At 61.6% G+C, this 16,989-nt stretch carries 18 protein-coding genes and 1 pseudogene; 14 read left to right on the top strand and 5 right to left on the bottom strand.

Features of this window, described 5'->3' with window-relative positions:
• The first annotated feature begins 102 nt into the window (after positions 1-102).
• Positions 103-444: a hypothetical protein gene (locus tag ABX75_RS04390; protein WP_034096307.1), complete on the top strand. Its 342-nt coding sequence runs from the start codon at positions 103-105 to the stop codon at positions 442-444.
• Positions 445-494: 50 nt separating this feature from the next.
• Here ABX75_RS04390 and ABX75_RS29610 read toward each other — a convergent pair.
• Positions 495-679 (bottom strand): annotated as a pseudogene (locus ABX75_RS29610) (aminotransferase); the annotation flags it as partial.
• Positions 680-880: 201 nt separating this feature from the next.
• On the opposite strand from ABX75_RS29610, the gene ABX75_RS29335 reads away from it, so the two are divergent.
• Positions 881-1,042: a hypothetical protein gene (locus ABX75_RS29335; RefSeq protein ID WP_094064713.1), complete on the top strand. Its 162-nt coding sequence runs from the start codon at positions 881-883 to the stop codon at positions 1,040-1,042.
• Between the two features lie 143 nt (positions 1,043-1,185).
• The gene (gene ccoM / locus ABX75_RS29845; protein WP_034096309.1) at positions 1,186-1,302 is read left to right on the top strand and encodes a cytochrome c oxidase subunit CcoM; all 117 of its coding nucleotides are present in this window, start codon (positions 1,186-1,188) and stop codon (positions 1,300-1,302) included.
• A 154-nt stretch (positions 1,303-1,456) separates the two neighbouring features.
• On the opposite strand, the gene ABX75_RS04375 is transcribed toward ccoM, so the two are convergent.
• The gene (locus ABX75_RS04375; protein WP_034096310.1) at positions 1,457-2,932 is read right to left on the bottom strand and encodes an inorganic phosphate transporter; all 1,476 of its coding nucleotides are present in this window, start codon (positions 2,930-2,932) and stop codon (positions 1,457-1,459) included.
• A gap of 311 nt (positions 2,933-3,243) precedes the next feature.
• Positions 3,244-3,444: a hypothetical protein gene (locus ABX75_RS04370; protein WP_003172389.1), complete on the bottom strand. Its 201-nt coding sequence runs from the start codon at positions 3,442-3,444 to the stop codon at positions 3,244-3,246.
• Positions 3,445-4,001: 557 nt separating this feature from the next.
• Here ABX75_RS04370 and pcaR point away from each other — a divergent pair.
• The 11 genes from pcaR to pcaC all read left to right on the top strand — a co-directional run bounded on the left by pcaR (position 4,002) and on the right by pcaC (position 14,655).
• The gene (gene pcaR, locus ABX75_RS04365) at positions 4,002-4,844 is read left to right on the top strand and encodes a pca regulon transcriptional regulator PcaR (protein WP_034112318.1); all 843 of its coding nucleotides are present in this window, start codon (positions 4,002-4,004) and stop codon (positions 4,842-4,844) included.
• Between the two features lie 145 nt (positions 4,845-4,989).
• Entirely contained in the window at positions 4,990-6,330 is a 1,341-nt protein-coding gene (locus ABX75_RS04360) for an MFS transporter (RefSeq protein WP_047881521.1), read from the top strand.
• 141 nt (positions 6,331-6,471) lie between these two features.
• Positions 6,472-7,329, top strand: coding sequence for a CoA transferase subunit A (locus ABX75_RS04355; RefSeq protein WP_047881520.1), 858 nt, complete (start codon positions 6,472-6,474; stop codon positions 7,327-7,329).
• On the top strand, positions 7,329-8,108 hold the full coding sequence (locus ABX75_RS04350) for a CoA-transferase subunit beta (RefSeq protein ID WP_047881519.1): 780 nt from the start codon (positions 7,329-7,331) through the stop codon (positions 8,106-8,108). The genes ABX75_RS04355 and ABX75_RS04350 overlap by 1 nt, the downstream gene beginning before the upstream one ends.
• Positions 8,105-9,307, top strand: coding sequence for a 3-oxoadipyl-CoA thiolase (pcaF, locus tag ABX75_RS04345; protein ID WP_173603576.1), 1,203 nt, complete (start codon positions 8,105-8,107; stop codon positions 9,305-9,307). The genes ABX75_RS04350 and pcaF overlap by 4 nt, the downstream gene beginning before the upstream one ends.
• A gap of 23 nt (positions 9,308-9,330) precedes the next feature.
• The gene (gene pcaH, locus ABX75_RS04340) at positions 9,331-10,035 is read left to right on the top strand and encodes a protocatechuate 3,4-dioxygenase subunit beta (RefSeq protein ID WP_034096316.1); all 705 of its coding nucleotides are present in this window, start codon (positions 9,331-9,333) and stop codon (positions 10,033-10,035) included.
• A gap of 1 nt (position 10,036) precedes the next feature.
• Positions 10,037-10,603 (top strand): protocatechuate 3,4-dioxygenase subunit alpha, encoded by a 567-nt coding sequence (gene pcaG, locus ABX75_RS04335; protein WP_047881518.1) that lies wholly within the window; start codon positions 10,037-10,039, stop codon positions 10,601-10,603.
• A 173-nt stretch (positions 10,604-10,776) separates the two neighbouring features.
• Positions 10,777-12,072 (top strand): MFS family transporter, encoded by a 1,296-nt coding sequence (locus tag ABX75_RS04330; protein WP_034096318.1) that lies wholly within the window; start codon positions 10,777-10,779, stop codon positions 12,070-12,072.
• 10 nt (positions 12,073-12,082) lie between these two features.
• The gene (locus tag ABX75_RS04325) at positions 12,083-13,447 is read left to right on the top strand and encodes a 3-carboxy-cis,cis-muconate cycloisomerase (protein ID WP_034112327.1); all 1,365 of its coding nucleotides are present in this window, start codon (positions 12,083-12,085) and stop codon (positions 13,445-13,447) included.
• Positions 13,448-13,457: 10 nt separating this feature from the next.
• On the top strand, positions 13,458-14,249 hold the full coding sequence (pcaD, locus tag ABX75_RS04320) for a 3-oxoadipate enol-lactonase (protein WP_034096320.1): 792 nt from the start codon (positions 13,458-13,460) through the stop codon (positions 14,247-14,249).
• A 10-nt stretch (positions 14,250-14,259) separates the two neighbouring features.
• On the top strand, positions 14,260-14,655 hold the full coding sequence (gene pcaC / locus ABX75_RS04315) for a 4-carboxymuconolactone decarboxylase (protein ID WP_034096321.1): 396 nt from the start codon (positions 14,260-14,262) through the stop codon (positions 14,653-14,655).
• 20 nt (positions 14,656-14,675) lie between these two features.
• Here the strand turns inward: pcaC and ABX75_RS04310 are convergent, their stop codons facing one another.
• Entirely contained in the window at positions 14,676-15,575 is a 900-nt protein-coding gene (locus ABX75_RS04310; RefSeq protein ID WP_047881517.1) for a polysaccharide deacetylase family protein, read from the bottom strand.
• Positions 15,576-15,659: 84 nt separating this feature from the next.
• On the bottom strand, positions 15,660-16,910 hold the full coding sequence (locus ABX75_RS04305) for an OprD family porin (RefSeq protein WP_047881620.1): 1,251 nt from the start codon (positions 16,908-16,910) through the stop codon (positions 15,660-15,662).
• Positions 16,911-16,989: the final 79 nt, after the last annotated feature.

Here is a 16,989-nt window from a genome sequence, read left to right as displayed (position 1 = left end):
GTGGCGGGCACTTGCGAGTGTCGACTGGGTCACAGCTTCAAACCGTGGCGCTCAAGTCGCTCCGCACTACGCCGACAGCCTGAGATCAGGAGATGAAAACTTATGCTGCCACCCATGTTGCCCGTCAGCGTTGTGCCGGTCACGTCACAACTCGATCCGGTGCGCCAGAAGCCGGATATCCCGCCCGTGGTGCCCGTGCAACAAGGCTCCAACGAAAGCACGATCGATCTGAAAAAGGGCGATGCGGAACAATCCACTTTTCTGCTGCGCGAGGAACAACGTCGTCAGCAGGAGCAGCAGAAGCGTCGGCGCGAGGCGGATGAAGATCCCGAGCAGCACCTGGCCATCCCCGGCGATCTGCTCAACGCCGATAACACTGTGCCGGTAGTGCCGCTGATTGAGGACGCGCCGCGCCAGGGCCTGTGGGTGGACGTCGAAGTCTAGCGACGCAACGCCCGCAGGGCGTTTAGCAGGGCATCGATATCGTCATCGTCTTAGAGCGGGCAGACGCAGATGCGCGCAATGCTGGACAGGCCCCGTGCCTGCATGTCCCACGGCTGTAGGCCACGCCGTTGGCGCCGATGTTGATGCCCTGTAAGCCCAACCGCCGTTTGAGTTCGAACCCATCCCAGTCGACGAGCGTGAAGGCGATCAAGCCCGATTGATGCTCGCCCAAGTCAACTTCCGTGCCACGGCTTCGAACGCGCGCAGGGCCAGCAACGGCGGAGGGTCTTTGTGCAGTGCCACCTGAATGCACCTCGAACGGTTGGGCAGATGCGCCGATCTTGGTCGATGGCCTGCCTTTTGTCGTTCGCTGATTTGCCGTGGGGCGGGGTTGGCCGCATTATTGGGGCATTCCCGCCACCACAAAAGCCAAGCCATGAGTGATGAACCCAAGCTGATCGACCTGAATGCCGAACGCGCCAAGCGGGTGCATGACCTTAACGAGAAACGTCTGAATGAAGTTCGCCAGGCATTCGAACAGGCCATGCCCCTTGGAAAAGCCAAGAAGAAACCAAAAAACAAACCTAAAAAGCGTTGAAATGGCCTGCATCTATTGATGCAGGTCAGTTATTTCCCTCCTTTACGCCCCGTTGCGGGCGACATTGATCCCCGTCAATTTTCCAATGTGCCTTCTCCATTAACTTAGCCCCATCGCAACAGGGCAAGCACAGGAGGCCGGTCATGTTTATCGATAATGTGGTGTTTGCCGGAGTGCTGACGGTCAGCCTCATGGTGTTGTTCTTTGTAGGGTTTGGAATTTTTATCTGGAAAGACGCGCATAAGCGTAAAAAACCTTAGGTCTTTCCGGGTTACATGAGCACGCAAGGCATTTTGGGCGACTTCGGTCGCCCTTTTTTTTTGCCTGTTATTTATGCCTGGCATTAATGCGCAGCCATAAAAAAAGGTGCGGTCCTCCTGCGAGGCCGCACCTTCTTTATTCAGCGCAGGGCGATCAGCTACCCAGCGCCTTGGACGCCAGCCAGAACAACCCGGCCGACAACGCCACCGTCGCCGGCAAGGTCAGCACCCAGGCCATCAGGATGGTCTTGACCGTGCCGCCTTGCAGGCCGCTTTTGTTGGCAACCATGGTGCCGGCAACGCCGGACGACAGCACATGGGTAGTCGACACCGGCAGGCTAAAGATGTTGGCCAGGCCAATCATGCTCGCCGTGGTGATCTGCGCCGACATGCCTTGGGCGTAGGTCATGCCTTGCTTGCCGATCTTCTCGCCGATGGTCAGCACTACGCGCTTCCAACCAACCATGGTGCCCAGGCCCAGAGCCAATGCAACGGCCAGGATCACCCAGAACGGTGCGTACTCGGTGGTGGCGGTCAGGTCTTTGCGCAGCTTGTCGAGGTCGGATTTCTCACGGGCATCCAGGCCTGGCAGCTTGCCGACTTTCTTCGCGGTGTCGTCCAGGCAAAGCAGGTAGCGACGCACTTCGATACGTTGATCGGCGCTCAGCGAATGGTAGTCAGACACACCTTTCAAGGTGTTGACCAACGCGTTGATGGTCGGCTCGGTCTGTTGCGGGTTGCACTGGAACTTGCCCGGCAGGTCGTCCTTCATGCTTTTGCCCAGGGCTAGGAACTCGCCGAGGGTTTCGTTATTGCGCTGATAGAACTGACTCAAATGCACGGTGGCGTCGCGGGTGCGTTCGATCTGGTATGTGGTGCTGCCCAGGTCGAGTACGAACTGCGCCGGCACGATACCGATCAGCACCAGCATGATCAGGCCGATACCCTTCTGACCGTCGTTGGAACCGTGCACGAAGCTTACGGCCATGGCCGAGATCACCAGTACCAGACGGTTCCAGAACGGCGGATGCTTCTTGTCGTCGAGCTTGCGGCGCTGGTCCGGCGTCTTGTGCATCTTCGACAGCGGGCGCCACCACTTCAGGCCGATCAGCACCAGGGCCGCGACCAGGAACCCGGCCATCGGCGAGAACACCAGGGAGGCACCGATATCGATCGCTTTCTGCCAGTTCACACCGTCAGCCAGGGGAATATCGTTGATCAGTGCGTTGGCCAGGCCGACACCGAGGATCGAGCCGATCAAGGTGTGGGAACTGGAAGCAGGGATGCCGAAATACCAAGTGCCGAGGTTCCAGGTGATCGCCGCCGCCAATAATGAGAAGACCATGGCCAGACCATGGCCGGTATTCACATTGATCAGCAGCTCCACCGGCAGCAGATGCACGATGGCGTAAGCGACACCCACACCGCCGAGCAACACGCCGAGGAAGTTGAACACCCCAGAGAAGAACACGGCCAGGTGTGGCGGCATGGCTTTGGTATAGATGACTGTGGCCACCGCGTTAGCGGTGTCATGAAAGCCATTGATGAACTCGAAGGCGAGGACAAAGGCCAGGGCGAGCAACAGGCTCACTAGAACCCACGCATCCAGTCCGCTGAATAAATCGATCATGAAGGTTTTCTGACCCGGTCGTAAGGGGGCGCGATTATGCCAGAAAACCTCGGTAATCGATGCACTAGCTGCTCATCGGTAACATTCATCAATGAAAAAATACCCAGGGACGGCGTGTATCCCAGGGATTCCGGGGCTTTGGCAAGTGTTTGATTTATAAAGCAGAGGGCGTGCGAGGAGGGGATATGTCACCAAAATGTCATGTCGGAAACATTTGTATGAAATTTTACTGTGAGTGGTGAGATGCCAAGAAGCCGGCTGCTAGCCATACGCCAGCAGCCAATGCCACACCCAGGCTGTAACCGAATCGCTTATGGCTCTTCGGCCTTGAGTTCCTGTTCTATCTTTTGGATTTCCTGGGCAAACGCCTGATCCAGCAGGCTGGCGCGCTTGCGCCACGGTTTGCGCTCAGGTTCAGGCTGGGCGGCGTAGGTGGTGACTTCCCCGCCGTAAACGTCCTTGTAACGTTGTTCCTGGCGCTCAAGTTCCGCGCGCAGTTCATCTTTCGTCACATTGTTACCTAAATGAGTTGAGTGTATTTAAGTTCAAGCGTCATGCCTGATGGCCGTCCCGGATTGTTCAAAGTTGAACCGTTGTCGTGTTCAAGTTTGAAAATACAGAAGACAGACGCGGCGGTCATTCAGGCAAGTAGTTGCGCTCGGTCATGCACTGCCTGTGCACGGTTTCGGGCCCGGTTGCGCTAGCAACGTCGAATGGGCCTGAGCACAGGGTGCATTATAGCGGCGCATCTGAATAACACTATCGGTATGAAGTTAAAAAGCTTCAAAGGTGTGTGAGTGTTTTGTTACACCCACGTGTGAGTATTAATAAATGTCTGGCGTCAGAAAGTCCGCATTTGCTTTAACGGCCAAGATCATTTGTATAAGTCTTTGCAGAACCATCAGGTTGAGCGCGGAACCCCCGGGGGAGGCGCGGCGAATTGCGATAATCGAATACTCGTTCGATAATCGCACGATGTCGTCGGCCCTACCTTGTATCACGCGGCCGGCGCGGCTTGTAATACCCGGCAAACCTCCCCGTGCGGCTGACAATAAGAGAAGGCATCGAGATGAACGATCAATTGCGCAATTCTTTCGCGTCCGTAGCCCCTCCGATCGTTGCCTCGCCGGCAAAACGCATCCAGGCGTTTACCGGTGATCCCGACTTCATGACCTCCCTGGCCCGCGGCCTCGCCGTGGTGCAAGCCTTCCAGGAGCGCAAACGCCACCTGACCATCGCCCAGATCAGCCATCGCACCGAAATCCCGCGTGCCGCCGTGCGCCGTTGCTTGCACACCCTGATCAAGCTTGGCTATGCCACCACTGACGGACGCACCTATTCGTTGCTGCCCAAGGTGCTGACCCTGGGCCACGCTTATCTGTCGTCCACGCCGCTGGCGGTATCGGCACAGCCCTATCTGGATCGCATGAGCGAGCAACTCCATGAAGCCTGCAACATGGCAACCCTCGAAGGCGACGACATCCTCTATATCGCCCGTTCGGCCACCACTCAGCGCCTGATCTCTGTGGACCTCTCCGTCGGCGGGCGTTTGCCGGCGTATTGCACCTCCATGGGTCGCATCCTGCTGGCAGCGCTGGACGACGCATCGCTACAGGATTATCTCGACCACGCCGACCTGCAAACCAAAACCAGCCGTACCCTTACCACGCCTCAAGCCTTGTTCGAATGCCTTCAACAGGTGCGTCAGCAGGGCTGGTGCATCGTCGATCAGGAACTCGAACAAGGCCTGCGCTCCATCGCCGTGCCGGTGTATGACGCCTCCGGCCAAGTGCTCGCGGCGCTGAATGTGAGCACCCACGCCGGGCGGGTCAGTCGCAGCGAGCTGGAGCAGCGTTTCTTGCCCAATATGCTCAGCGCCAGCCGCGAGCTGAGTGCGCAGCTGTTTGCCTAAGTGTTCGGTGACCGCACAGATCCCGGTCTGATCAATTGACGGTGTTTCCCCCGGCTTATTAATGTGCGGCAGCGCTGTTCCAGCGCCCTTTAATAAGAATGACGGCCCCAGGCCGTCAGCCCGCCATCGGTGTGGAATAAAAATAATGAATCAGCCTTCTGTCGGTACTTCTCTGGACGTGCAGTCCTTTATCAATAGCCAGCCACTGTCGCGCTATCAGTGGCGCGTGGTCATCCTATGTTTCCTGATCGTGTTTCTCGATGGCCTCGATACAGCGGCCATGGGCTTTATCGCGCCGGCTTTGTCCCAGGACTGGGGCATCGACCGCGCCAGCCTTGGCCCGGTGATGAGCGCCGCGTTGATCGGCATGGTGTTCGGTGCCCTGGGCTCCGGCCCGCTGGCCGACCGTTTCGGGCGCAAAGTCGTGCTGGTAGGCGCGGTGCTGGTGTTCGGTGCATTCAGCCTGGCTTCGGCCTACAGCAGCAGCGTCGATCAGTTGCTGGTGTTGCGTTTTCTCACCGGCTTGGGCCTGGGCGCGGGTATGCCCAATGCCACCACCTTGCTCTCCGAATACACCCCTGAGCGCCACAAATCGCTGCTGGTGACCAGCATGTTCTGCGGCTTCAACCTGGGCATGGCCGGCGGCGGATTTATCTCGGCCAAGCTGATCCCCGCGTTTGGCTGGCATAGCCTGTTGTTGATCGGCGGCATTCTGCCGTTGATCCTGGCCGTGGTGCTGCTGGTGTGGTTGCCGGAATCGGCGCGTTATCTGGTGGTACGCAACCGTGGCACCGACAAAGTGCGCCGGACCCTCTCGCCCATCGAACCCAATCTCGTCTCCCAGGCCACCCATTTCAGTGTGCCCGAACAAAAAACCGTGAAGGCACGCAACGTGTTCGCGGTGATCTTTTCCGGCACCTACAGCGCCGGCACCTTGTTGCTATGGCTGACCTACTTCATGGGCCTGGTGATCGTGTACCTGCTGACCAGTTGGCTGCCGACCCTGATGCGCGACAGCGGCGCGAGCATGGAGCAGGCCGCGTTTATCGGCGCGCTGTTCCAGTTCGGCGGTGTATTGAGCGCGGTCGGCGTGGGCTGGGCAATGGACCGGTTCAACCCGCACAAGGTCATCGGTACGTTTTACCTGCTGGCCGGTGTGTTTGCTTACGCGGTCGGGCAGAGCCTGGGCAACATCACGCTACTGGCAACCCTGGTGCTGATCGCCGGGATGTGCGTCAACGGCGCGCAATCGGCGATGCCTTCCCTGGCGGCGCGCTTCTACCCGACCCAAGGCCGCGCCACTGGGGTGTCGTGGATGCTCGGCATCGGGCGTTTCGGCGCGATTCTCGGGGCCTGGATGGGCGCCACGCTGCTGGGCCTGGGCTGGAACTTCGAGCAAGTGCTCACCGCCCTGGTGATTCCCGCCGCACTGGCCACCACTGCGGTTGTGATCAAAGGCATGGTCAGCCATGCCGACGCGACCTGATCGATAGCCTGCCAACAATCAGTTCGATAATCGAACGCTTAGTCGATTATCGGATTGTTCGGCCCATTTGCCCGGCTTAATCTGCAAGCACTCGGCGCGCCCTCAGCGCCTTTTTCGATCAACACCGGGAGCCCGACCCCCATGGCTGAAATCCTTGCCCTGCGTGATGCGGTAAAGCAATTCGTCAACGACGGCGACACCGTCGCACTGGAAGGTTTTACCCACCTCATTCCTACGGCAGCGGGTCATGAAATCATTCGTCAAGGCAAGAAAGACCTGACGCTGGTACGCATGACGCCTGACCTGATCTACGACCAATTGATCGGTGCCGGTTGTGCCCGCAAGCTGATTTTTTCCTGGGGCGGCAACCCCGGCGTAGGCTCCCTGCATCGTCTGCGGGACGCGGTCGAAAAGCAGTGGCCGCAACCGCTGGAGATCGAAGAACACAGCCACGCCGACCTGGCCAATGCTTACGTAGCCGGGGCCTCCGGCCTACCGTTCGCGGTGCTGCGCGCTTACGCCGGTTCCGACTTGCCCAAGGTCAACCCGCTGATCAAGAGCGTGACTTGCCCATTCACCGGCGAAGTGCTGGCAGCGGTGCCGTCGGTGCGCCCGGATGTCACGGTGATTCACGCGCAGAAGGCCGACCGCAAGGGCAACGTGTTGCTCTGGGGCATTCTCGGTGTGCAGAAAGAAGCCGCGCTGGCCGCCAAGCGTTGCATCGTCACCGTGGAAGAAATCGTCGACGACCTGAACGCGCCGATGAACAGCTGTGTGCTGCCGACCTGGGCCCTGACATCGGTGTGCCATGTGCCCGGCGGCGCACACCCGTCCTACGCCCATGGCTACAACGAGCGGGATAACCGTTTCTATCAGGCGTGGGACCCAATCGCTCGCGACCGTGAGACCTTTACCGCATGGATCGACGACTACATCCGCGGCACTGCCGATTTCACTGAGTTCCAGGCCAAGCTGGCCGCCGCACCGGAGGCCAAGTAATGACCTATTCGACCAATGAGATGATGACCGTCGCCGCCGCGCGCCGCCTCAACAACGGTTCGGTGTGCTTCGTCGGCATCGGCCTGCCCTCCAAGGCCGCCAACCTGGCGCGCCTGACCTCATCGCCGGACGTGGTGCTGATCTACGAATCCGGCCCGATCGGCGCCAAGCCGTCCGTGCTGCCGCTGTCCATCGGTGATGGCGAGCTGGCGGAAACCGCCGACACCGTGGTGCCCACTGGGGAAATTTTCCGTTACTGGCTGCAAGGCGGGCGCATTGACGTGGGCTTCCTCGGCGCGGCCCAGGTCGACCGTTTCGGCAATATCAACACGACCGTGGTCGGCGATTACCACCAGCCCAAGGTGCGTTTGCCGGGGGCCGGGGGGGCGCCGGAAATCGCCGGCTCGGCCAAGAGCGTGTTGATCATTCTCAAGCAGTCGGCGCGCTCGTTCGTCGACAAGCTGGACTTCATCACCTCGGTCGGCCATGGCGAAGGCGGCGACTCGCGTAAACGCCTGGGTCTGCCAGGCGCAGGGCCTGTAGGGATTATTACTGACCTGTGCGTCATGGAGCCGGAGGAGGGCACCCATGAGTTCGTGGTCACCGCGCTGCACCCCGGCGTGACCCGTGAACAGGTGGTGGCCGCCACCGGTTGGGCGATTCGTTTCGCCGAACAGGTCAGCACCACCGCCGAACCCACTGAGGTCGAGCTGACCGCGCTGCGCGACCTTGAAGCCCGCACCGCCGCCGCCCATGGCCAAGCCCCGGGAGAAGTCTGATGCGCGAGGTATTTATCTGCGACGCCATTCGCACCCCCATCGGCCGCTTTGGCGGTGGTTTATCCAGCGTACGCGCCGACGACCTGGCGGCGCTGCCGATCAAGGCGCTGATGGCGCGCAACCCGTCGGTGCAATGGGACGCGGTCGATGAGGTGTTCCTCGGCTGTGCCAACCAGGCCGGCGAAGACAACCGCAATGTGGCGCGCATGGCGTTGCTGCTGGCCGGCCTGCCGGAGAGCGTGCCGGGCGTGACCCTCAACCGTTTGTGCGCCTCGGGCATGGAGGCCATCGGCACTGCGTTTCGTGCCATTGCCAGCGGCGAGATGGAGCTGGTGATTGCCGGTGGCGTCGAGTCGATGTCCCGTGCGCCCTTTGTGATGGGCAAGGCCGATGCCGCGTTTTCGCGCAACATGACGCTGGAAGACACCACCATCGGCTGGCGCTTTATCAACCCGTTGATGAAAGCCCAATACGGCGTGGATGCGATGCCGCAAACCGCCGATAACGTGGCCGACGATTACAACGTCTCCCGCGCCGACCAGGACGCGTTCGCCCTGCGCAGCCAGCAACGCACGGCTGCCGCGCAGGCCGCCGGTTACTTTGCCGAGGAAATCGTGCCGGTGCGGGTCGCCCATAAAAAAGGCGAAACCGTGGTGGAACGCGATGAGCATCCACGGGACACCACCCTGGAAGCCCTGGCCAAACTCAAGCCGGTCAACGGCCCCGACAAGAGCGTCACCGCCGGCAATGCCTCGGGGGTGAACGACGGCGCGGCGGCTCTGATTCTGGCGTCCGCCGAGGCTGTGCGCCAACACGGTTTGACGGCCCGCGCCCGCGTATTGGGCATGGCCAGTGCCGGTGTGGCCCCGCGCGTAATGGGCATCGGCCCGGTGCCGGCGGTGCGCAAACTGTTGGCCCGTCTGGACCTGGCAGTAAGCGATTTCGATGTGATCGAGCTCAACGAAGCCTTCGCCAGCCAAGGCCTGGCCGTGCTGCGTGAATTGGGCCTGGCCGACGATGCGCCGCAGGTCAACCCGAACGGCGGCGCTATTGCCCTTGGCCATCCATTGGGCATGAGCGGCGCGCGGCTGGTCTTGACGGCCCTGCATCAATTGGAAAAAACCGGCGGCCGCAAAGGCCTGACCACCCTATGCGTGGGCGTCGGCCAAGGCCTGGCCCTGGCGATCGAACGCGTCTGAGTCTAATAAGAGAGGATGGCTCCATGAGTGATAAGCCCGGTTACCGGCGCCCCCAGGCGGGCACCCAGCCTGAATACCTGCATCCGGCGTACCAGTCGACGAACCTGCGTTCGCCGTCCAAGCCGTTGGTGTTTCTGCCCCATTCCTTGTCGGAAATCACCGGCCCGACCATCGGTGCCGAGCGGGTCGGTGAGAAGGACAACGACCTCACCGCCCAGCATGACGGCGAGCCCCAGGGCGAACGTATCATCATCCATGGCCGCGTGCTGGATGAAAACGGCCTGCCGGTGCCAGGCATTCTGGTGGAGATCTGGCAAGCCAACGCGGCCGGGCGCTACAACCACCCGCGCGACCTGCACGATGCGCCGCTGGACCCCAACTTCACCGGTACCGGGCGTACCGTTACCGACGCCGACGGGTGGTACCAGTTCCAGACCATCAAGCCCGGCGCCTACCCGTGGGGCAACCACCACAACGCGTGGCGTCCGGCCCATATCCACTTTTCGCTGTTCGGCCCCAGCGTGCTGACGCGTTTGGTGACCCAGATGTATTTCCCCGGCGACCCGCTGCTCGAATACGACCCGATCTACAACTGCGTGCCGGACACCCGTGCCAAGGAACGCCTGATCGCGCGTTTCGATCTGGAAAAAACCATTCCGTCCTATGCCCTCGGCTACCGCTGGGACATCGTCCTGCGCGGCCGCGATGCCACGCCGATGGAGAAATAAGATGACACCCAACGCAACCACGTCCCACACCGTCGGGCCGTACTACCACATTGGTCTGACCTGGCTGAACCGCGAAGACCTGACCACCCCGGCCACCCTTGGCGAGCGCGTGGCGATCAGCGGGCAAGTGGTGGATGGCAAGGGCGAGGTCGTCAATGACGCCATGCTGGAAGTCTGGCAGGCCAACGCGGCCGGCAAGTACGACCACCCCGAGGACGAGCAGGACAAAGCCCTCGACCCGAGTTTTGAAGGCTTCGGCCGCGTGCCGGTGGACGCCGAAGGGCGGTTTCGCTTCACCACCATCAAGCCGGGCAGTGTGCCGGGGCTCAACGGCACGACCCAGGCACCGCACTTGGTGATATTGGTGTTTGCCCGTGGTCTGGTGAAGCACTTGCTTACGCGGATTTATTTCGAAGGCGAGGCACTGAATGGGGATGACCCTTTGCTGGCCTGTGTGCCCGCGGAGCGCCGGAGCACCTTGGTGGCCAAGCCGGACGCGCACGGTGTGTATCAGTGGAATGTGATTTTGCAGGGGACCGATAAGGAAACGGTGTTCTTCGATTATTGATTCGTTTGGTAGGGCCTGATCGGGGGTAAGCCCCCTCCCACAGTTGATAGGCGGTGCGGTCAAGATGTGGGAGGGGCTTGCCCCCCGATCAGGCCGTCTCAGGCACCGCTTTCGGAACATGGCTGTTGCAAAGTGTGTCTAGGCTATAACCGTTCCCACTGAGTGAAAACACTATGACCACCACCACCAGTCATTACACCGGCGAAGAACGCAGCAAGCGCATCTTTGCGATTGTCGGTGCCTCTTCCGGCAACCTGGTCGAATGGTTCGACTTTTACGTCTATGCCTTCTGCGCCATTTATTTCGCTCCGGCGTTTTTCCCATCGGATGATCCCACCGTTCAACTGCTTAACACCGCCGGTGTGTTCGCCGCCGGGTTCCTGATGCGGCCGATCGGCGGCTGGCTGTTTGGTCGAGTGGCCGATAAGCACGGGCGCAAGAACTCGATGATGATCTCGGTGCTGATGATGTGCGCCGGGTCGCTAGTTATCGCCTTTCTGCCCACCTACAAGGATATCGGCGCCTGGGCCCCGGCATTGCTGCTGGTGGCGCGGTTGTTCCAGGGGTTGTCGGTGGGCGGCGAATACGGCACCACGGCCACTTATATGAGTGAGGTGGCGCTCAAGGGGCAGCGCGGCTTCTTCGCCTCGTTCCAATACGTGACGCTGATCGGCGGGCAATTGCTGGCCGTGCTGGTGGTGGTGATCCTGCAACAGTTGCTCAGCGAAGAGGAACTGCGCGCCTGGGGCTGGCGCATTCCGTTCGTGATCGGCGCGATTGCGGCGCTGATCTCCTTGTTGCTGCGTCGCACCCTGAAAGAAACCACCAGCCAGGAAACCCGCCAGGACAAAAACGCCGGCAGTGTGGCCGCGCTGTTCCGTCATCACAAAGCCGCGTTTATCACCGTGCTGGGCTACACCGCCGGCGGTTCGCTGATTTTCTACACATTCACCACCTACATGCAGAAGTACCTGGTGAACACCGCCGGCCTGCACGCCAAGACGGCCAGCTTCATCATGACCGGCGCGCTGTTCTTGTACATGTGCATGCAGCCGTTGTTCGGCATGCTCTCGGACAAGATCGGCCGACGTAACTCGATGCTTTGGTTCGGCGCACTCGGCACGCTGTGCACGGTGCCGATCCTGTTGACGTTGAAAACCGTGACCAGTCCGTTTCTGGCATTTGTGTTGATTTCTCTGGCGCTGGCGATTGTGAGTTTCTACACCTCCATCAGCGGCCTGGTGAAAGCCGAAATGTTCCCGCCCCATGTTCGCGCCCTCGGCGTCGGGCTGGCTTACGCCGTGGCCAATGCGCTGTTCGGCGGCTCGGCGGAATATGTGGCGTTGGGCTTGAAGTCCATGGGCATGGAAAACACTTTCTACTGGTACGTGACTGGCATGATGGCGGTGGCGTTCCTGTTCAGCTTGCGTCTGCCGAAACAGGCGGAATACCTGCATCACGATCTGTAAGGACTGAGTTATGACGTTGCGCACGAGCAACCAACTGTTCGACGCCTATTTCACCGCCGACAGCATGGCCGAGGTGTTCTGCGACCAGGGGCGCTTGCAGGGCATGCTGGATTTCGAAGCCGCTCTGGCCCGGGCGCAGGCGCGCGTTGGGTTGATTCCGCCAGCGGCCGTGGCACCGATTGCCCAGGCGTGCCTGGCATCGCTGTACGACGTGGATGCCCTCGGCATGGCCATTGCCTCGGCAGGCAACTCGGCGATCCCATTGGTGAAAGCCTTGGGCAAATTGATTGCCAGCGAGGACGCCGACGCCGAGCGCTATGTGCACCTGGGCGCCACCAGCCAGGACGTGATGGACACCGGCCTGGTCCTGCAACTGCGGCGTGCCTTGGTGTTGATCGAAAGCGACCTGGCGCAATTGGGGGATGTGCTGGCCGCGCAAGCCCAGCGCTATGCCACGGTGCCATTGGCCGGGCGCACCTGGTTGCAACATGCGACACCCGTGACCCTGGGCATGAAAATCGCCGGATGGCTGGGCGCGGTGACGCGCAGCCGGCAACGTCTGGCCGAACTCAAACCGCGTTTGCTGGTGCTGCAATTCGGCGGCGCCTCCGGCACGTTGGCGGCGTTGGGCGAACAGGCCATGCCGGTGGCCGAAGCCTTGGCCGCCGAACTGCACCTGAGCCTGCCCGATCAACCCTGGCACACCCAGCGTGATCGCCTGGTGGAGTTCGCCAGTGTGCTGGGCCTGATCGCCGGCAGCCTCGGCAAGCTGGGGCGGGACATCAGCCTGCTGATGCAGACCGAAGCGGCGGAAGTGTTCGAACCTGCCGCGCCGGGCAAGGGCGGTTCTTCCACCATGCCGCACAAACGCAACCCGGTGGGCGCCGCCGTCCTGATCAGCGCCGCCACTCGTGTCCCGGGGCTGGTGGCCACGATGCTCAGCGCCATGCCCCAGGAACACGAGCGCAGCCTGGGCCTGTGGCATGCCGAGTGGGAAACCTTGCCGCAGATTTGCCGGTTGGTTTCCGGTGCCTTGCAGCAGGCGGTATTGCTGAGCCAGGGCTTGGAGGTCGACCCGGCGCGCATGGCACGCAACCTCGAATTGACCCAGGGCCTGGTGCTGGCCGAAGCGGTGAGCATTGTGCTCGCCCAGCGCCTGGGCCGCGAAACCGCGCACCATCTGCTGGAGCAATGCTGTCAGCGGGCGGTCGCTGAGGGGCGCCATCTGCGCGCGGTATTGGCGGACGAACCACAGATCACCGCCGAACTGTCCGCCACGGAGCTGGATCGCTTGCTCGACCCGGCCCATTACCTGGGGCAGGCGCACACTTGGGTCAGCCGCGCCGTGACCGATCATTTTGCATTGACTGCCTGAGGAGACTGCTGTGGCTTTTGTACAACTCGCCGAGGGCGACCTGCACTACCAACTGGAAGGCCCGGTGGATGCGCCGGTGTTGGTGCTGTCCAATTCGTTGGGCACCAACCTACGTATGTGGGATACCCAGATCCCGGCGTTCACCGAGCATTTTCGCGTGTTGCGCTATGACACCCGTGGGCATGGCAAGTCGCTGGTGACCGAGGGGCCGTACAGCATCGAGCAATTGGGGCGCGATGTGCTCGCGCTGCTGGATGCGTTGCAGATTCGCCGCGCGCATTTTTGCGGGTTGTCCATGGGCGGGCTGATCGGCCAATGGCTGGGCATTAACGCCGGTGAGCGCTTGCAGCGTCTGGTGGTGTGCAACACCGCCGCCAAAATCGGCACGCCCGAGGTGTGGAACCCACGCATCGAGACGGTGCTGCGCGATGGCGCGGACGCGATGGTGGCCTTGCGCGATGCGTCGATTGCGCGCTGGTTCACCCCCGACTTCGCCGCCGCCAACCCACACCAGGCCAAACTGATCACCGACATGCTTGCCGCCACCTCGCCCCAGGGCTACGCGGCCAACTGCGCGGCGGTACGGGATGCGGATTTGCGCGCAAACCTAGGGTCGATCCAGGTGCCGACCCTGGTCATCGCCGGCAGTGAAGATGCCGTCACGCCGCCAGCGGGTGGGCACTTTATCCAGCAACAGGTCAAGGCTGCCGAGTACGCCGAGTTCTACGCCGCGCACCTGTCCAATGTGCAGGCCGGTGCTGCTTTCAGTGACCGGGTGATTAAATTCCTGTTGTGCCGCTAAGGAGCTTTTCGTGGACGAGAAACAACGTTACGCCGACGGCCTGCAAGTGCGTCGTGAAGTGCTGGGCGATGCCCATGTCGACCGCAGCCTCAACGCGTTGACCGAATTCAACAGCGAGTTCCAGGAGATGATCACCCGTCATGCCTGGGGCGATATCTGGACCCGACCGGGCTTGCCCAGGCACACCCGCAGCCTGATCACCATCGCCATGCTGATCGGCATGAACCGCAGCGAAGAACTCAAGCTGCACCTGCGCGCCGCCGCCAGCAACGGCGTGACTCGCGCCGAGATCAAGGAGGTGCTGATGCAGAGCGCTATCTACTGCGGGATTCCGGCGGCGAATGCCACCTTTCACCTGGCCGAGTCGGTGTGGGATGAGCTGGGCGTTGAATCCCGCCAAGGTTGAAGTTCGCTCGCCACACGGGGTCAGTGCGAGTCCGCATCCCACACCCAATTCCACACGCCCGGCAGGTGTACGGTGTCATTCACGTCCTTGACCGTACGGGCCAGGGCGGCGCGTTCCAGTGCTGGGTGGTCGGTGTAGAAAGGCTCTGCGGCGGTTTTCATGCCGTTGATGCGGGCGCTGTCCAACAGGATCTGCAAGTACTCCTGCAGGTGCCGCGCGGTGTAGCGGTTGATGTCGTGGAAGGTCACCACCACCGGGATCACGCCGTCCACCGTGGGCAATTCGCCGAGGGCGATGCGCTCGCGCACCACCGACAGTTGCCGATACAGATTGGCGCGGCGGCGTGGGCTGGCATTGAAACCCCAGATCTTGCCGTCATTGGCGCTCAGGTCCGTGAGCAGTACCTGCATGCCGTGGCGCTGATAGGCAGCAAAAGTGCGGCGGTCGTAGTTCCAGAACGGTGGGCGCACCAGGCGCGGCGGTGCGCCGGTGATGGCGGCAATATCGGCCGCACCCTGGGTGAGAGTGCGCTCCAGTTCGGCATCGTTGAGCCAGCGGTGATTGGTGTGGAAGGTGGTGGCGGTGTGAAACGCCAGCACATGCCCGCCGGCGTACTCGCGTTCCATGGTCTTGCGACCCCGTGAACTGCCGCCTGAGCGCGCGGATTCGGTCTGTAAAAAGAACACGGCCTTGATGCCCGGCAGCACCGGGTTGTGTGCCAGGTCGGCGATCACCGAGCGGGTCGGGTTGTTATAGCCCGAAGCACTGGGACCGTCATCGAAGGTCAACAGAAAGCGGATTGGCGCCTGGGCTTGCAGGCGTTGCTCGGTCTGGGGCGTCAAGGCGATTGGCGCGCTGATGCAGCCGCCGAGGCTCAGGGCCAGGGCCAGCACGGCAGCGGCGAAAGCATAGAGTTTCATGGTGGGCACGGGCTCGGCAAAGAGGCCGCTGCTGGGCGGATCAGCAGCGGCAGGCGCGCACCATACAGCAAGTGCCGCGCCGGTTTACAGCAGGCTGATCGGGTAACTGACGATCAACCGGTTTTCATCGAACTCGTTGTTGCTGTAGTCGCGACGCATGCTGGAATTGCGCCAGCGAACCGTCAGGTTTTTCGCCGCGCCGCTTTGCACCGTGTAACCCACTTCGCTTTCGCGACCCCATTCCTTGCCATCGGTGACGGTGCCGCTGTGCACATTGCTGCCGCTGATATAGCGGTTCATCAGGGTCAGGCCCGGCACGCCGAGGGCGGCGAAGTTGTAGTCGTGGCGCACTTGCCAGGATTTCTCCCGGGCGTTGTCGTAGCTTGAGTTGTAGCTGTCGTTGGCCAGGGTGCCGCCGCTGGTGCCGTTGACGCGCATCCATGCACTGTCGCCGCTGAGCTTTTGCAGGCCCACATAGAACGTGTTGCCGCCGTATTTGGCCGAGAGCAGGCCGGACCAGGTTTTATTGTCCAACTCGCCGGCGCGGGCGCTGCCGTCTTCTTTGCCATAGAAGAACCCGAGGTTGGCGCCCAAGGTCCAGTCGCCCACAGGCTGGCTGTGGATCAGGTTGACGAACTGTTGGCGGTAAATGTCCTTGAGCTGGGCGTTCCACAGGCCGATCTGGGTGCGCTTGTCGTTGAATACGTATTCGGCGCCCTGGAAGTTGAAGCGGTCCGAGGTGAAGGCCGTTTTGCCCACCATCGACATGTCCGACAGACTGCTGTCGTCGCGGGGGCTATTAGCGCGGAATTGGCCGCCGTAGAGGGTCAGGCCCTCGATTTCCTTGGATGTGATCTGCCCACCGCGCAAGGTTTGCGGCAGGGAGCGGCCATCGTCGGCGCGCAGGATCGGCAGCACCGGCATCCACTCGCCCACCTTCAGCTCGGTCTTGGACAGCCGTGCCTTGAACGCCACGCCCAAACGCCCGAAGTCATCCGCCGGGCGGCCGTCGTGATCCAACGGCAACAACTGCGTGCCGCCGGTGCCGCGTCCGCCGTCGAGCTTGAGCGAATACAGCCCCAGTACATCCACGCCGAACCCCACCGTGCCCTGAGTGAAACCGGATTTGGCGTCGAGAATAAAACTCTGCGTCCACTCCTGGGCGCCGCCCTGGGTTTTGCTCGGGTTGGTGAAGTTACGGTTGAAGAAGAAGTTACGCAGGTTGAGGTTGGCGCTGGCGTCTTCGAAAAAACCGTGGTCTTCGGCGACAGCAGGCAAGGCAAGACTGGCGACAGCGGTGGCCAGCAACAGCCGGCGCGGGTGGAAAGTGCTCATGGTATCGAACCTGTTGTTATTGGGGTTATGCAGGTGGCGGCCATGGTGCGCGGCGGTGCGTGGGCGGTTCAATCGGGGG

It is taken from the genome of Pseudomonas sp. ARP3 (assembly GCF_001029595.1).
In the GTDB taxonomy this organism is placed as follows: Bacteria; Pseudomonadota; Gammaproteobacteria; order Pseudomonadales; family Pseudomonadaceae; genus Aquipseudomonas; species Aquipseudomonas rhodesiae.
This window is presented reverse-complemented; position numbering and strand designations above follow the sequence as displayed.

Excerpts from the sequence above, each read along its gene's own strand:
- pcaG (WP_047881518.1), top strand. The coding sequence starts at position 10,037 with ATGACACCCAACGCAACCACGTCCCACACCGTCGGGCCGTACTACCAC.
- ABX75_RS04325 (WP_034112327.1), top strand. The coding sequence starts at position 12,083 with ATGACGTTGCGCACGAGCAACCAACTGTTCGACGCCTATTTCACCGCC.
- pcaH (WP_034096316.1), top strand. The coding sequence starts at position 9,331 with ATGAGTGATAAGCCCGGTTACCGGCGCCCCCAGGCGGGCACCCAGCCT.
- ABX75_RS29335 (WP_094064713.1), top strand. The coding sequence starts at position 881 with ATGAGTGATGAACCCAAGCTGATCGACCTGAATGCCGAACGCGCCAAG.
- ABX75_RS04330 (WP_034096318.1), top strand. The coding sequence starts at position 10,777 with ATGACCACCACCACCAGTCATTACACCGGCGAAGAACGCAGCAAGCGC.
- ABX75_RS04305 (WP_047881620.1), bottom strand. The coding sequence starts at position 16,910 with ATGAGCACTTTCCACCCGCGCCGGCTGTTGCTGGCCACCGCTGTCGCC.
- ABX75_RS04375 (WP_034096310.1), bottom strand. The coding sequence starts at position 2,932 with ATGATCGATTTATTCAGCGGACTGGATGCGTGGGTTCTAGTGAGCCTG.
- ABX75_RS04310 (WP_047881517.1), bottom strand. The coding sequence starts at position 15,575 with ATGAAACTCTATGCTTTCGCCGCTGCCGTGCTGGCCCTGGCCCTGAGC.
- ccoM (WP_034096309.1), top strand. The coding sequence starts at position 1,186 with ATGTTTATCGATAATGTGGTGTTTGCCGGAGTGCTGACGGTCAGCCTC.
- ABX75_RS04360 (WP_047881521.1), top strand. The coding sequence starts at position 4,990 with ATGAATCAGCCTTCTGTCGGTACTTCTCTGGACGTGCAGTCCTTTATC.
- pcaR (WP_034112318.1), top strand. The coding sequence starts at position 4,002 with ATGAACGATCAATTGCGCAATTCTTTCGCGTCCGTAGCCCCTCCGATC.
- ABX75_RS04355 (WP_047881520.1), top strand. The coding sequence starts at position 6,472 with ATGGCTGAAATCCTTGCCCTGCGTGATGCGGTAAAGCAATTCGTCAAC.
- ABX75_RS04390 (WP_034096307.1), top strand. The coding sequence starts at position 103 with ATGCTGCCACCCATGTTGCCCGTCAGCGTTGTGCCGGTCACGTCACAA.
- ABX75_RS04350 (WP_047881519.1), top strand. The coding sequence starts at position 7,329 with ATGACCTATTCGACCAATGAGATGATGACCGTCGCCGCCGCGCGCCGC.